The 15372-nt window shown below is 64.7% G+C and carries 11 protein-coding genes; 5 read left to right on the forward strand and 6 right to left on the reverse strand.

Going from position 1 to position 15372, the window contains the following annotated elements; genetic code table 11:
* Window positions 1-279 precede the first annotated feature (279 nt).
* The 3 genes from KF886_16175 (at window position 280) to KF886_16185 (ending at window position 3201) form a co-directional block, all read left to right on the forward strand.
* Window positions 280-1107: a hypothetical protein gene (locus KF886_16175; GenBank protein ID MBX3178893.1), complete on the forward strand. Its 828-nt coding sequence runs from the start codon at window positions 280-282 to the stop codon at window positions 1105-1107.
* 371 nt (window positions 1108-1478) lie between these two features.
* Window positions 1479-3053 (forward strand): sodium:solute symporter family protein, encoded by a 1575-nt coding sequence (locus KF886_16180; GenBank protein MBX3178894.1) that lies wholly within the window; start codon window positions 1479-1481, stop codon window positions 3051-3053.
* 1 nt (window position 3054) lies between these two features.
* Window positions 3055-3201: a hypothetical protein gene (locus KF886_16185; GenBank protein MBX3178895.1), complete on the forward strand. Its 147-nt coding sequence runs from the start codon at window positions 3055-3057 to the stop codon at window positions 3199-3201.
* A 73-nt stretch (window positions 3202-3274) separates the two neighbouring features.
* Here the strand turns inward: KF886_16185 and KF886_16190 are convergent, their stop codons facing one another.
* A complete protein-coding gene (locus KF886_16190) occupies window positions 3275-3958 on the reverse strand; it encodes a methyltransferase domain-containing protein (GenBank protein MBX3178896.1) in 684 nt (227 codons plus the stop codon).
* Window positions 3959-4224: 266 nt separating this feature from the next.
* Here KF886_16190 and KF886_16195 point away from each other — a divergent pair, with 266 nt between their 5' ends.
* A complete protein-coding gene (locus KF886_16195) occupies window positions 4225-5619 on the forward strand; it encodes a sensor domain-containing diguanylate cyclase (protein MBX3178897.1) in 1395 nt (464 codons plus the stop codon).
* A gap of 53 nt (window positions 5620-5672) precedes the next feature.
* On the opposite strand, the gene KF886_16200 is transcribed toward KF886_16195, so the two are convergent.
* Window positions 5673-7022, reverse strand: a complete 1350-nt coding sequence (locus KF886_16200) for a Gfo/Idh/MocA family oxidoreductase (GenBank protein ID MBX3178898.1) — start codon at window positions 7020-7022, stop codon at window positions 5673-5675.
* Between the two features lie 217 nt (window positions 7023-7239).
* Here KF886_16200 and KF886_16205 point away from each other — a divergent pair, with 217 nt between their 5' ends.
* Window positions 7240-8178 (forward strand): hypothetical protein, encoded by a 939-nt coding sequence (locus KF886_16205; protein ID MBX3178899.1) that lies wholly within the window; start codon window positions 7240-7242, stop codon window positions 8176-8178.
* Here the strand turns inward: KF886_16205 and KF886_16210 are convergent.
* The 4 genes from KF886_16210 to KF886_16225 all read right to left on the reverse strand — a co-directional run bounded on the left by KF886_16210 (window position 8156) and on the right by KF886_16225 (window position 15360).
* A complete protein-coding gene (locus tag KF886_16210) occupies window positions 8156-9103 on the reverse strand; it encodes a tetratricopeptide repeat protein (protein MBX3178900.1) in 948 nt (315 codons plus the stop codon). The genes KF886_16205 and KF886_16210 overlap by 23 nt on opposite strands.
* Window positions 9103-11127, reverse strand: coding sequence for a metallophosphoesterase (locus KF886_16215; GenBank protein ID MBX3178901.1), 2025 nt, complete (start codon window positions 11125-11127; stop codon window positions 9103-9105). Before KF886_16215 ends, KF886_16210 begins: the two co-directional genes overlap by 1 nt.
* 1141 nt (window positions 11128-12268) lie before the next feature.
* The gene (gene ccsA / locus KF886_16220) at window positions 12269-14218 is read right to left on the reverse strand and encodes a cytochrome c biogenesis protein CcsA (GenBank protein ID MBX3178902.1); all 1950 of its coding nucleotides are present in this window, start codon (window positions 14216-14218) and stop codon (window positions 12269-12271) included.
* Window positions 14215-15360: a cytochrome c biogenesis protein ResB gene (locus tag KF886_16225; protein ID MBX3178903.1), complete on the reverse strand. Its 1146-nt coding sequence runs from the start codon at window positions 15358-15360 to the stop codon at window positions 14215-14217. Before KF886_16225 ends, ccsA begins: the two co-directional genes overlap by 4 nt.
* Window positions 15361-15372 lie beyond the last annotated feature (12 nt).

The raw sequence follows: 15372 nt of genomic DNA on the forward strand, positions 1-15372 counted from the left end.
TCTCCAATGCTTCAAACAAGCAAAGAACAAGACTGGAAAAAAGTGTAAATCGGACAGGAATCTGCCCTGCGAACCCCATATTTTAGCGAAATTCCCCAAGAAATGCGAAAACGCGAACCAACCGCCCCAACCGCACCTGCCTACAGACCTAAAGCCTGAAGCCTAAAGCCTATAGCCTGCAGCCTCAAAAAAACCTGTCACTCCTTTCTCCCCGCGGATCGTTGCTATACTACCGGCTGCCCATGCTCTATCCGATGACTGCAGGAATTCCCGACCTCCATGCCACGCACCCGAACAATTCGTTACGCCCTCCGCGCAATGGCCCTGCTCGCCATTCTGCCGCTGACCGCCGCCGCGGACGACCCCGTCCCCGTGCGCTCCGGCATCGTCTGGCTCGACTGGGCGGCGGACCAGGTCGACTTCGCCCTGCGCGAGGCCGTGCCCAGCGATCCCCTGGCCGCGACCCACTCCATCGAGTCGATAGAGATCTACCGGCTCCAGCAGGAAATCCACCAGCTCCGCCTGCTCATCGAGAACGAGTTCATCGACCGTATTATCGCCTTGGAAGCCGAGCTGCGCGCGGTGCGCGGCGCGCTGGCCAGCGGACAGCCCGTCCCGCAGCCGACCGGCCCGATCATACCGCGTCCCGACATCCCGCCCGCCAGACTGCGCGAGGCTGCGCCGCGCCCCGGCCCATCGGCGGAGGAAATGGCGCTGCCCGAGCCTACCGCGCCCGAGTCTTTACCGCCACCCGCCGAGTTCGTATTTACCGCCGTCGACGAGTGGGGGCGCGACCCGGAACTCGTCGCGGAGCTCGGTGGAGACGCGCAGACCCTCATCGGCATGGCCGGTTTCGTCCCGCCCGGAAGCCGCCGCGAGGATGTGGAAGCGCTTATCCAGGACCTTCGCGCGCAGTATGACGCCTACGACAATATCAACATTGAGATCTTCGACTCGAAAGCCGCCGCCCGCGGCTTCGCCGAGCGCCAGTCCGTGGATCCGGGCCACCACATCGCGAGCATCTCGCGCCACAAATCCTCCGGCCGCGATGTGCTCCTCTACCTCGGCGGCGGCAAGCCCGAGCCCGTCCCGCACGCGGCGGAATAGCCCCGGGGATACAGCCAATTTAGTTCATCCGGTATTGGCGTACGTGGACCGCCGATTCATGTCTGGCCCAAGGAAGATAACCCCGGTCTCTTCATGGGCGGCCAATGTGGCGGCTGTATTAACTTGTGGCGTTTGTTGTGTCAGGCAGGGATGCCTAACCTCCTGTTGCGCCGCTCGTTTGAGGGATTGTTGGCGGAATTGGGGATCGTTGCTCCCAGCACACGAAGGCGCCGGGGCGCCGCCGCGGGAATGCCAACGATCCTTTGCGGCGCTTGCAATCAAACCGGGAAAACGCCATAGTGATGGGGCCTGCGGGGTGTGTGCGGGCGATACGGATCCCGTTTGACCGCGAGAAGGAGGAGCGCACGTTCATGGAGTCTTACGCCGCCGTTTTTGCCCAGACCAACTTTTCCGCGCTGGACTGGGGGATTGTGCTGCTGTACCTGGGACTGTCCGTCACCATCGGCGTCCTGGCCAACAAGTACGTGGGCAGCCTGAGCGACTATATCGTCGCGGGCCGAGGCATGCGGACCGCCTTGGGCATCGCCACCCTGACCGGAACCGAAATGGGGCTGGTCACCGTCATGTACAGCGCCCAGAAGGGCTTTACCGGGGGCTTCGCGGCCTTCCACATCGGGGTGATGTCCGGCGTCCTGGCCCTCTTCATTGGCGTCACGGGCTTCATTGTCACCCGCCTGCGGCGCGAGGAAGTGCTCACCATTCCCGAGTACTACGGCAAGCGCTTCGGAAAGACCGCCCAGGTCCTCGGCGGCGTCATGCTCGCCTTCGGCGGCATCCTGAATATGGGCATGTTCCTCAAGGCCGGATCCATGTTCATCGTCGGCATTACCGGCCTGCCCGACGACGGGTGGGTCCTCAAGGCCGTCATGATCACGCTGCTGACGCTCGTGCTGACGTACACCGTGCTCGGCGGTATGATTTCCGTCATCCTGACCGACTACATCCAGTTCGTCGTCCTGTCCATGGGCCTTTTCCTGGCCACGGGCCTGGCGATCATGAAACTCGGCTGGTCCCCGGTATTCGATACCCTCGCCGAAACGCGCGGGGAAGCCGCATTCAACCCCATGATCGCCGAGAGCGGATTTGGCCTGGAATACATCGCCTGGATGGCCTTCCTCGGCCTCGTCAACTGCGCGCTGTGGCCCACCGCCGTGGCGCGCGCGCTCGCCTGCGACTCCGAGCGCACCGTCAAACGGCAGTACATGTGGTCGTCGATCTCCTTCGCCATCCGCAACATCGTGCCGTATTTCTGGGGCATCTGCGCCTTTGTCTGGGTCATCGGCCACCCGGAACTCAATGCCGTCTTCTTCCCGGAATCGGGAACCGGCCTCGACACCCTCTACGCCATGCCGGTCTTCCTCGGCCAGCTCCTGCCCATCGGCGCCCTCGGCCTCCTTACGGCCGCGATGATCGCCGCGTTCATGTCCACGCACGACAGCTACCTCCTGTGCTGGAGCTCCGTGCTGGCCAACGATGTCCTCAAACCGCTCATGGGGCCCCGCCTCTCCGATAAGGGCGCCGTCCTGGCCACGCGCATCTTCGTCGTCGTTATCGGCCTCTGCATCCTCACCATCAGCTTCGTCTTCCCCCTGCGCGAAGACCTCTGGGACTACATGGCCGTCACCGGCGCGATCTACTTTACCGGCGCCTTCGCCGTCCTCACGGGCGGGCTCTACTGGAAGCGCGCGAGCAAGGCCGGCGCCCTGGCCGCCCTCTTCTGCGGCGGCACCGCCGTATTCGGGCTGGGCGCCGTCCAGCATGCCGTGCTCGCGATTCTGGGTGTTGGCGAGGAACGCGCGCAATCGCTCATGGCCACCTTTACCGGCGCGCGCGTGGGGCTGTTCACCGTGGCCCTGACCGTCGTGGTCATGGTCGCCGTCTCCCTGCTCGTTCCCGACAAACACCCCAACCGCAAGGAAGCATGATATGGCATTCTGGATTTTTCTCTGGAAGGCAACCTTCATTATCGGCATGCTGCTTTTCGGGCTGCTGGCCGCCTACGTCACAATCTTTGGCGCCCGCGACGTCAAGCACCTGCTCACGACGCTGAATCGGGAGCACGGAAAGGAATAGAGGGCGGCGGGCGCGCCGCGGCGGCAGAGCCACGGCGCGCCAGCCGGGTCAGGTCACGGGCGATCCGGCAGGATCAGGCGTCACGCCCGGCGGCCACCGCCGCGAGCGATCCCACCGCGATCCGGATGGGCAGGGACCAGATTTCAAAATCTTCCTCGGATACCACGTTGAAATTCGCCCGATCGAGGAAGCGCGCGACGTCAATGGGCTGGCAATCGACGATGTGAGGGAAATGGCGGTGCATCCACACATAGGAACGCTCCATCGGGCCCGTTCGCTCGCCCTCGCGCGGGGTCGCCATCGCCACCACACCGAGCCGCCCGCCCCGCTTCAATACGCGCTCGACTTCATTTAGCGCCAGCGGGATGTCCTCCAGCGGCAGCAATTCCAGCGTGAAGCAGAAAAACGCCGCGTCAAAGCTGGCTTCCTCGAAGGGAAGCTGCCGCGCATCGCCGATCTTCAGCACCGTGCGGGACAGCAGGCTCCGGGCCCGCAGCTTTTCCTCGGCAATCTCGCGCATTTTCGGGGAGATATCCACGCCGGCCACCGTACCCTTCGGGCCGACGCGTTCCGCGAAGTCAACCAGGCTGTTGCCCGTCCCGAAGCCGATTTCGAGCACCGATTCCCCCGGCTGGAGGTTCAGGGCCCGTTCCCCTTTCTCGCGCGCCTGGTGCTCGCTGGCGTCGGCTATCAGGTCGTAGGACTGGCTGATGCGGTCATAGAAGGAGCGGTTCGTTTCGAGGTGCACGTTTTTCATCGGACTTGAAACTCCCTGGTTGTGCGCCGCATCCGCGCAACAAGGGTGTCGCGACGGGTGGGGCGCGCCTTGAAGTTCTCTCTTACCAGCGTAACGTAAAACGCCCCCGATCGCAAGGCTCGGCACGCCGAATTCTTCCCCCTTCTCTAAAGTGTTCCATTCGCGATCACTGCGCCGCGGACGGGGTGGTATACTCCACTCAGCCGCGGTCGCCCGGCAGCCTGGCCCGGCGCACGCTGGCCGATTGTTCCCGCCGAAGGCAAATCATGCAAGAAAAGCCATATTATTCGCCCCTCCTTTATGGGTGCATCCTGTTCTCCGCCGCCATGCTTGCGGGCGAAGTCGTGCTGCGCCTCGTGGCTTCGCGCGCGGCGTTCGCCGTGGAAAACCAGACCCTCGCCGAGGCTGCCGCCATACGCTCCACCATCGAATCGCAAACCAGCGCGGCCGCCTACCTGGCCATGGGGCTCAGCGGCTACCTCTCCCTCGCGCCCGAACTTGCTCCAGACGACATAAACCGCATGCTGCGCGCGCTGCACCGCCACGGAAGCCATATCCGGAATATCAGTATCGCGCCGGGCAACCGCATTACCTGGGTCTACCCGCCGGAGGGAAACGAGGAAGCCCTTGGGCTCCACTACGAATCGCTGCCCGCGCAGTGGCCCGACGTGAAGCGCGCGATCGACACCCGGCAAAACGTCATCGCCGGCCCGATCCCCCTGGTGCAGGGCGGCTTCGGACTCGTCTCCCGGACGCCCGTTTTCCGCGAGGATGGCGGCTACTGGGGCATGATCAGCATCGTCATCGATATCCAGAGCCTGCTGGAGGCAACCGCGAGCTCCCTGCCTCCCGACACCCCGCGCTGGGCCCTTCGCGCTTCGCAACGCTATCCAACCGGACCACGGTACTTTTTCGGCGAAGCCGATCTATTTGCCGAAGACCGGCCGAGTGGCGCCGCCTCGCTCGCCGGAGACAACTGGGAAATCGCCGTCGCACCGCGCCGGAAAGGCGGCCTTCAACCCCTACACCAGTGGCTGATCCGGCTCATGAACACGGGAATCGCCCTCGCCTTCGGCGTCATGGCCTTTCTCGTGCTGCGCGAACGGGAGCGCGCCCGGCACCTCGCCGATCACGACACGCTTACCGGCCTGCCCAACCGGCGCCTGCTCTTCGAACGCCTCGAACAGTGCACCGCGCTCTCCCGGCGCTATGGCGCGAACTTCTGTATCCTCTACCTCGATTTGAATTCGTTCAAACCCATCAACGACCAGTACGGACACCAGGCCGGCGACCTCGTGCTCAAGGAAACCGCGCGCCGCATGCGCGAGCGCGTCCGCGCAAGCGATACCGTCGCACGGATCGGCGGCGACGAATTCGCCGTGCTGCTCCCCGATACCCGCGAAATCGAGGGCGCCCGCGCCGTCGCCGACAACCTCCTGCGCGCGCTGGAGGAGCCCATCGCCAGCCGGGGGCGAACCTTGCACGTCAGCGCCGCCATTGGCATCGGTCGCTTTCCGGATCATGGAAACTCGGCGGAGGCGCTCATGAACCGGGCGGACGAGGCCATGTACCGCGCCAAGAACGGCGGGGGCGGGGGCATTGTGGCGCTGCCGGGACTGAGGGAGCAACAGGCCGACAGCACGAATGGCGATCACCACTAATTCGATAGCCTAACCTATGGTCCCCGGTTGCGGTGGGCCGGCCTGCCCGCTCTTCACGCCAGCGACCAGCCTTCCCGGTATTCGCGCCGGATCAGCGCCGCCGCTTCGGGAACATTGCGGACCGCAAGGGCCGCGGGATCCCACTCCAGCTTGCGCCCGAGCCGGTACGCCAGGTTGCCCAGATGGTTCGCTTCGGTCAGCCAGCCCGCGTACTCGAAGTTGCACGTAGTCGGATCCCCGGTCTTGCACGCGTGGATCCACTCTTCGTAGTGCCCGATAGAAGCCGGAATAAAGGGCTCGGGCGGCGTGAAGCCCTCGAAATCATCCTCGGGCAGCAGCATGTGCTTGCCGTAATCGGACAGGATCATGCCCTTATCGCCAACGAACAGCACCCCGCTGTCCCACTGCGGAATCGCGCCTTCCTTCCAGAGCGGCGGGCGGTGCGTGCCCTGATACCAGCTCAGCGTCAGCGGCCCGCGATCCCCGCGCGCGCCATAGGTGTATTTCACCTCCATCGACGCCGGCGCAATTTCCGGATTCACCGGCGGGCCCGCCGCCTCGACCGTTTGCGGGTAATCCAGATTCAGCGCCCAGAACGGCAGATCGATCCAGTGGCTGCCCAGATCCGACATCGTGCCGTTGCCGAAATCCCACCAGCGATACCACTTCGGGCCCGGCACATAGATCTCGTTAAACGGGCGCGCCGGCGCGGGGCCCACCCACAAGTCCCAGTCCAGCCCCGCCGGGACCGGGTCCGCCGACGCCGGGCGCTCCTGCACAAACACAATGTCCTTCGCCGCGTCCGATTCCGCCTTCGACGCGTGCCAGCCCCACGCGCGGCCCACCCACACATGCACCTCGCTGATCGTCCCGACGGCCCCGGTCTGCACCAGCTCCACCACACGCCGGTAATTGTCGCCCGCGTGAATCTGCGTGCCCATCTGCGTGGCGACGCCGGCCCGGTTGGCGGCCTCGCGGATTACGCGCGCTTCGTGGATTCCGTGGGTCAGGGGCTTTTCGCAGTAAACGTGCTTCCCAAGTTGCAGGGCCGGAAGCGTCGCAAACGCGTGCGTATGCTCGCAGGTGCTCACCACGACCGCATCAAATTCCGACGCGTGATCGTATAACTTCCGGAAATCGCGCACCTTACGCGCGCCCGGGTGCTTCTCCGCGGCCGCGTTCAGGTAGTCCTCGTTCACATCGCACAGCGCAACGATGTTCTCGCTGCTTACCCCGTTCATATTCGCGCCGCCACGGCCCCCGGAACCGATGATGGCGATGTTCAGCTTGCTGTTCAGGTTCTGCCCGCGAACGATGGCGGGCGCACCGAAAATTGCGGCGCCGGCCGCTGCCGCCGCGGTTCCAAGGAATTTTCGCCGGTTGTACGGTTGTTTCGTTTTCATGGCGTTCTGGCTCCTAATCCGGATGGCCTTCAGGCGGGTCACTGGGAAAAGGCCAGTCTAACGCCCCCGGGCGATGGCGGTCAACCGCACATCGCGCGGGAACTTTCATGGGTGTGCGAAGATCAGGTACGGTGCGGGTGCGCTCCGGCGCGCGGACCTTTCCGGCCGGGCGCGAGCGTGTTCCGCGAAACGGCAGCCAACCAGCAGGAGAACCCCCATGAGACAGCCCATCAAAGCCCGAATCCGCATCCCGATGCTCGCGGTCGGGATCCTGGCCGCGGGGGCGCTTTCCCCGGCGGCAACGGCCCTGGAGGCCACCCCGGGCCAGATCACCTTCGACTCGATTCAGGAGTCGGCGCGGATTGCGCTCACGCACAACGGGTCCCCGGTGCCCGCATCCGCCGTGCAGTCGGTCAAACTCTATGTGGGCAACCACGACTACGACCACATGATCCAGGTGTCCCGCGAGGATGGCGCGATCACCGTGCGCCCCACGGGCATGCTTGAACTCGGCACCTACGACCTGGCCATCCGCACCACCAGCGGAGAGACGCGGGTTCCGGTGTATGCGCTCCTGCAAATCGTAGACGCCAGCCTCGAAGCGCGCGCCGCGCGCCTCGGCGTCACCGTCGAGGAGGTCAAGGCCCGCCTCGGCATCAGCCAGGCCGTCGGACAAGACCGCGTATCCCTGAATATTCCCGACCTGTTCTATGTCGGCCAGGCCCTCGAAATGACCATACCCCTTCAGGCCGGGCGCGACGCAGTCTGGATGATCAACGGGACGGCGCACACCGCCGCGGGCGAGACGTTCCGGTTCGTCTTTGAGCAGCCGGGCACGTATGACATCGGTTATCTGGAATCGGCAAACGGTAAGACTGTCGCGGTAGGCTTGGACACCGCCCTCGTTGTGCCCGAACCGGTCGTGCGGACCAGCGTGGCCGCGGGCACGAAACTGACCCTGCACGCGCCCGCCGGCTACCAGGACGTGGTATGGACGCTGGACGGTGAACCCGCGGGCGTCGGAGCGGACTGGTCCGGCGAATTCACCGCGACGGGCGAACACGCCGTGGCGGTTCGCGCGAGCAACCCCGCGCCCGGAACGCGGCAGGACTTTCGCGTGGTCACCTACAAGATCACGGTGACCCCGGCGCAATAAGCGCCTCAAACTCGCTGAGCCACCCGCCCGGGACCCCAAGCGCGCGCGCTTTCTCCAGGTGGTCCCGGGCGATTTCGGTTTCCCCGAGAAGCCCGAAACCCAACGCGGCGTACGCCATCAATTGCGGATCGCGGCCCGCCCGCCCCGCGTTCCAGCGCGCGCTTATCTCGGCCAGCGCGGCGCGCGCGTCGGCGTGCTGCGCCTCCCGGTCACCCTGGCTCGCGTGTACGCGCGCCCGGAGCAACAGCCACGTGCTCTTCCACTGCGCCCGGGCCAGGTTCGCCTCGATCTCCGGCATCGCGTCAGCGGCGCGGCCCGCGTCCACAAGCGCCCACACCCACGTGCGATGCAGCACGGCGCTGGGGTTGCGCGCCCGCGCCGCGGAAAGCGCCTCCGCCCGCTCCGCATGCCGCCCCAGCCTGGCGAGGGCCTCGGCCTCCCCCAGAAACCAGTCCACCTCCGGGCGGGGCGACGCCAGGGCGGCGCGCCACGCCGGAAGCGCATCCTCCCAGCGCTCCGCCCGCGCCCGCGCCTGCGCCACGATGGCGTGGTACGGGGCCTCCCGCTCGGGGCCATCCTCAAGGGCCAGTCCCTGCTCCGCCACGGCCGCCGCCCGCTCCAGCTGGCCGCCGCGCAACAGGCATTGCGCCAGCCCCGCGATCGCGAGGCCATAGCGGGGCTGCAGCGCCAGCGCGGCCTCAAAATCGGCGATGGCCGCCTCCCGCTGCCCGAGATACTCGTATTCCGTCGCGCGCGCCGAGAGCAGCCGCGCCGTGGGGCCGTTGGTCTCGATCCGGTGCGTGATGGCATGAACCACGTCGCCCGGCGCGTCGTGCGCGCTCACCGGAACCGCCAGCAGCACCGCCGCCGCATAGCAGAGCGCCAGCCCGGCTAACCGTGCCGTATTTACACGAATCGCGACCATCACCGGCGGATCTGGAAGGCCAGGTACTCCGCCGCCGCGCCGGCCGGGACGTAGCAGCCCAGGTACGCATCGGGAAGGGCCGCGCCCGGATCAAACTCCACCTTCAGATCGCTGCCAAACTCCAGCCGAGCCCGGGTTCCCTCGCCGGCCACTTCCAGGGGAAGCCATTTCTCCCGCTCCACCGCAACCGCCTTCTCCACAAGAGCCGTCTCCACCCCATCGGCCACGCGGCTCACCCGGATCGCCCCAGCGGCCGCGTCCACCACCGCGCGCCAGTGATTGGCCGCGTCGACATATCCGAACACCAGGCCCGCCTTCGCGCCGGTCTCGGACGTGAAGCGCAGCATGGTCTGGAAGCGAAAGCGCGGGACCGTCGCCGCGTCGAACAACCCGATCAGGTCCTCCGCGCCCGCCTCCGCGCGCAGGTGGCGCTGCTTTCCATCCGCTTCGCCCGCCACGCGGAGCCCGCCGGCAGAACCCTGCGCCACGCTCCAGTACTGCGGCGGCGCCCCGATGCGGTCTTCCCGGAAGTTAAACGCAAGCCGCGTAATCAGCGACAGATCGTGGACCGGCTGCCACGGATTCTCAACGCGCACGGGAGTCACCTGCCCCTGCTTCACAATGCTGAAAAGATCCCGCCGCGCGCCGAACTTGTCCAGCATGACGCCGGTAAGGGTGTCGCCCTGAATGTCCAGAATCACCGACCCGTGCTCGAGAATGATCTCGCGCATGACCGGCATCGTCCCGCGCCGTCCCAGGCCCGCGCCACCATGGCCCGCAACCACGTTCACCGCGCCTTCGTTCGGGTTCAGCCCCGCACTCTTGCGGTAGGCGCCGTCGCCCTCCGGGTTGCCGTCGCCATCATCCAGAATGACGCCCTCGGCGACCGTCGGCGTGGCGTAGGCCCCGTCCATCAGCATGCTGCGCTCGTATATGTGCGAATGGCCCGTCAGCGTCACGTCCACGCCCGCCGACTCCAGGATGGGCATGATGTGCTCGCGCATTTCGATAAGCTGGCCCTCGACATCGCTGTCGTGCGAACCCTTCGAATAGGGCGGGTGGTGCCAGAACGCGATCATCCACTTCGCCTTCGCCTGCTCGAGGTCCGCCCGGAGCCACTGCGCCATCGCCCCGTCCGGCTTGCGATCCAGGTCATGCGAGTCGAGGCAGATGAAGTGCACGTCCGCAATGTCGAAGGAATAGTACGCCTCCGTGCCCGAGGGCGCGCCGCCCACTTCGCCCGCCGTGGGAACCACATACGCATCGTAATAGGGGCCCACGCCCGTTATCCCGCGCGACGTGTTGCCCTCGTGGTTTCCCATCGTCGGCCAGCACACGGTATTGCGCAACGTCGCCTGATACGGCGCGAAGAAGTGGTGGTGAAACTCCCAGTCCGTCCCGTCGCCATACGCCATGTCGCCCACGTGGATGTAGTGATCCAGGGGGCGCTTGGTCTCCGCGATAAACCCGCGCATCGCGTCGTGCACCAGCGCCTGATCCGTGCCGCCCGTGCCCGAATCGCCCACCACCCAGATCCGCATGTCCGCCGTGCTCCCCACCGGCGGGTGCGTCACGAAATAGTGGTCCGCATCGCCCCCAGCCAGCAGACGGTCGCCGTCGTAGATGGCGTAGTACTGCTTCGTGTTCGGAGCGAGCCCGCGCACGGGCGCCTCGTACTGGTGCGTGTTCGGAGCCGTCGACGGGTCGTGATCGTCCGGACGGCGCTTCGCGGCGTCCTCCGCCGGCTCCTGGTAAAGCCGCGGGACGTCTTCCGGCGCGTTCACGTCCGCCGCGACCCGCAGCGTAATGGCCTCGCCGGACACCGTGCGCGCCAGCGCGTCCGGCGCGTCACCGTAGCGCAGCACCGGCGTTATCGCGCCCAGCGTCCGCCAAACCACCACCACGCCGTCCGGCGACGCCTGCTGGAGGTATGGGGCCCGGTGAAGTTCACCCGCCGCCAGGGCGGGCCAGGCCGCCAACAAGGCCACGGAAGGAATCAATAAAAGGCGCAAGAGATGTTGCATGGGAATCGCTCCGGTGGGTTGCGCCGCGCCGCGGGGGAACACCGCCCCGCGCGCGGTTGCCCCATAGCATAATCTCCCAACGAGAAGCGGTCAAGGAGAACGAGAACGTGGATTCCTGGTTCAATCGCTTCAGCAACACATGGAGCCCACACCAGTTCCTTTGCGTCTTCGCGCCTTCGCGTGAATATCAATCCTTCTCCAACTTCTTTCCTTCGTGGTCTTCGTACTACTATCCGTCATTTTCTTGTTTTTTTGGCAAGTTTATTGGAAAGTAACACGGTAATCCATTCATACAAATCAGGTTACGTAGCCGAAACGCGGGTTCGAAATTCGGCCCAAACTATCGGCGAAGTCTTGAGAAAACACCCCGAAGGGGCACGGCAGCTTCGAGCCCCGGGCAACGCCCGGGGTTAACGGAATAGGTTTCCTGTGAGCCCTGAAAGGGTCGAAGATGCGCCGAAGGCGGACGGCGGAGTTCTTGCTCGTACGCTGAACTGCGCTGCCCTTTCAGGGCGAATAAAAACTACACCACGCTTTTCCCTGGGCGTTGCCCAGGGCTCGAAGCTGCATTGGCCCTTCGGGCCGGAAGAGCGGGAATCCCGGGGCCTTTGAATTCATCATCGACGCGCCTGGAAGCGCCACACAATTCGCGTTCATCCACGTTCATTCGCAGTTCAAACTTGATTGCGGCCAAACGCTGCTCCAGGCAATCCGCACTCAATACATGATTCGGCCCCTGGCTATGCCACACAGATTATTCAATCCGAAGGGACCTGACCGCACGGTCGAGGTGCTCCGGATCGCCGCCACCCAAATGATTTCTTTGTGTTCTTTGTGCTCTTTGTGGCTCCCAATCCGATCGCCCGCGCGCCGCACGCCTTGACCTCGCATCGCGCCCTGGATCGCCTCCTTGCAACTTTGCATGAATAACACCGCTTCTCAATCTTCTTCATTTCGTGCCCTTCGTGCTCCTCGTGGTGATCCCCCCTTCGGTTGCGGCCAGAGGCTGCTTCGCGTTCTTTGCGGTTCCAGAAAGACGGCGGCGCACGCCCCCCAATCCACTTCGCGCCAGAATAAAAAACGCCGGGCGGAGACGCATCTCGCATCTCCGCCCGGCGGCAAAACCAATCTGTGAGCCGGCTCAGGCCGTCGCGGCCCGGGCAGCGGCTTCGTCCTTCTCGCGGAACCAGACCCACGAACCGGCGGCAATCGTAATGAGCTCGATGGCCCAATAGACCACCAGCGCGTTCATGATGCCGCTGGTAAAGCCGTAGCTGTGCAGGCCGACGCCAAGCTGGTTGACGCCCCACCAGGAAAACGCGACGACCATCGCCAGGATGACCGATCCCTGGGCGATCCCCAGGTCCTTGATATGGCGTCCCATCTTCGCGTGGAGAATCACCAGGCTCCACAGGCAGATCATCAGCGCGCCGTTCTCCTTCGGGTCCCAGCCCCAGAAGCGGCCCCAGCTGTAGTTCGCCCAGATGCCGCCGAGAATCGTGCCAACCGTGGAGAAAACCAGCCCGAAGCAAAGCACGCCATACGTCATGCGCGTCAGGGTCCGGTAGAACTCCTTGTCGCTTTTCTTGAAGTTGAAAAGCTTCCCGAAGATGTACACGTGCGCCAGCGCGCCGGAAAGCATGCCCGCCGCGTAGCCCACGTTGATGATAGTAACGTGGGTGGCGAGCCAGAAGTTCGTGTCGAGCACGGCCACCAGGCTCGGCATGGTGTCCACGCCCTCCTTGAGTTCATAGCGGTAGGCCAGGAACATCCCCGCCATGCCCAGAAACGCGCCCATCGCCATCGAAATGCCCTGGCGGTTCACCCACTCCAGGAACATCGCCACAAGCACCGTGCAGGCCGTGATAAACAGGATGGTCTCGTATAGCGTCGTGATCGGCGGGCGATCCCGGATGATGCAGCGCAACGTAATCCCGACTATCAGCAGGATCGTCGGGATCGCCACGCCCACGGCGGTCACCTTCGGCATCCAGCGGCTTTGCGGAATCAGCCAGCTCAGCGCCACCAGCAGGAACGAAAGCACATACAGCCACTGGCTGTAGAAGATATACTTCGCCTTGTAATAGTGGACTTCCAGCGGGATCTTGTTGTATTCGCCGCGCTCCGCGGCCCGCCGCGTCACCGATTCGTGCAGATCCGACACCGCCGCCAGAAACGCCGCCCGATCATCCCGGCTTGAGACAAGCCTCTCCAGCGACGAAAGCATCGCGGCGGCTTCGTCGTTGAAATCAAACTCCTGCACCGCGCCCGCCGCCATATCCGCCGGCGTCCGCCAGACCTTGTCCTCCGCCTGTGGCGGCGGGAACATGGGGATTCCCTGCGCGAGCATGACCGTCTGGTCGAACTCCTCCATGATCCGGCTGAGCGGCGCCACCTCGCGGTTGAGCTGCGCGGAGTCCATGGCGTCGCGCTGCGCGCGGAGCTGGTTGAAGACCTCGGTGAATCGCTTCAGCGCCACGCTCAGCGGCACGCCCTCCTCCTCGGGAAAGGCCTTACCCATCAGCGTGTCGTCCCCGGGAACATCGTAACGCGCCTCGGCAAACTCCAGGAAGCGCAGCTTCTTCTGGAAGACGAAGACATTGTTCGCCAGATTAAGCACGCCCTGCTGGATGCGGTCGCGCTTCTTGGAGTCGATCTCGTTGTACTCCATCGCCAGGCTCATCAGCTTTTCCACGCCGGGCTCCAGCTCGCTGAAGGCGTAGCGGTCGCGCTTCTTGTCGTGGATCTCCACGCCAATCGCGGACACCACCTCGGAGTCGTCCACCACGAAGTGCTTGTAGTCGCGCGCGATCTCGGGGTAGAAGAGCGCATCGAGCAGCCAGGGCACCGGCCCCAGGCGTTCGCCCGAGGGCGTTTCGAAAGAGCGCTTGCCGTTCAGCTGGAGCATCGTGAACTGCGCGAAGGTATCCAGCGGCTTGATGCGCCCCCCATCCTGAACGGGCAGCGTGGCGAAAAGCTCGATGACCTCGTCGCTCCAGGGCTCGCGTTCGGCGGCGGGCGCGGGAACCGCGACCAGCGCGGCGGCGGCCGCCATCAGCATCAGGGACCGGGTGAAGTGGAGATATTTCATGCCGTGCGCCTCCGGTTTTCGGCTCGAAGATAAGAAACAAGTTTCTGCATGAAGTGGATTGTCAGGCCAACGGCGATGACAATGCACGAGTACAGCGGCCACTGGTCGGCCGGGTTATTCACCACCGCAAAGGTCGAGAAGAGCGGATCGCCCGGCCTCGCGTTCTGCGGGCCCCAGCTCGCCTGGAAGAAGGTGTATCCCTTGTGCCGAAGCGGCTCGTTCATCCGGATATTAATCTTCCGATCAACCTGCCCCTCGGTCATCGTGACCACGCTCTCGAAATTGCTCGCCATGCCCGTGCGCGGGTGCAGCTCCCGGATAAATTCATCGAGCTTGATGGTGAACGGAAGATCCCAGGTCTGGTGGCGCAGGTCGATGGCGTAGTCCCGCCCCTGCACCGTGACGACCCAGGGCGAAAGCGCAAACCCGAAGAGGATGCCGTTCTGGACCTCCTGGTTTTCCTTGTCGAGCACCATGGCGTAGGCGCCGGCCATGTTCTGCTCCGCCGCCATGGCGCGCGGCTGCGCCTGCAGCTTGACCCCGTCCACGCCCTCGTCGCCGGCGGCCGGCACGGGCAGGCAGTTGGATACGAAGCCCTCGATCAGCAGGGTGAACGGAAGGTCGCTGTGAAAGAACTCGCGGGTATCGCTGGGCTCCATGTCCGTAAACTGGCCGTGCTGGATGATCCACTGGCGCCCGATCAGGCCGTCCTTCAATTCCGCGATCGAGATTTCCCAGTCGTAGTAGCTCGCATACTGGTTCGACCGCTGCTCCGGAAACAGCGTCATCTGCCCGGACGTCGAGAAGTGGTAGGTCACGAAGCCGGAGAAGATCATGTAGATGATCCCGAAGTGCGCAATCAGCATCCCCGGCCGCCTCCAATCCTTGCGCGCCCGGATGATCCCGCCGCAGGTCAGGTTGACCAGCAGCAGCGCCGTCAGCAGGTACACGCCGGGCAGCGGCACGGGAATCACCCCGAACAGGTAGTGCACGAGGAAGAACGAGTTGAAGTACTTGTTCTGTACGTCGAAGAGGCTTGAATGGGCCTGCTCCAGCGTGCCGAACAACGTGAGGATGGTCAGCAGGATCAGCAGGACCACCGCGAACCCGTACGAGGCGAAGAAATCAAAAAGCTTTTTCAATGAACTATTCCG

It is taken from the genome of Candidatus Hydrogenedentota bacterium, assembly GCA_019637335.1.
Lineage (GTDB): Bacteria > Hydrogenedentota > Hydrogenedentia > Hydrogenedentales > JAEUWI01 > JAEUWI01.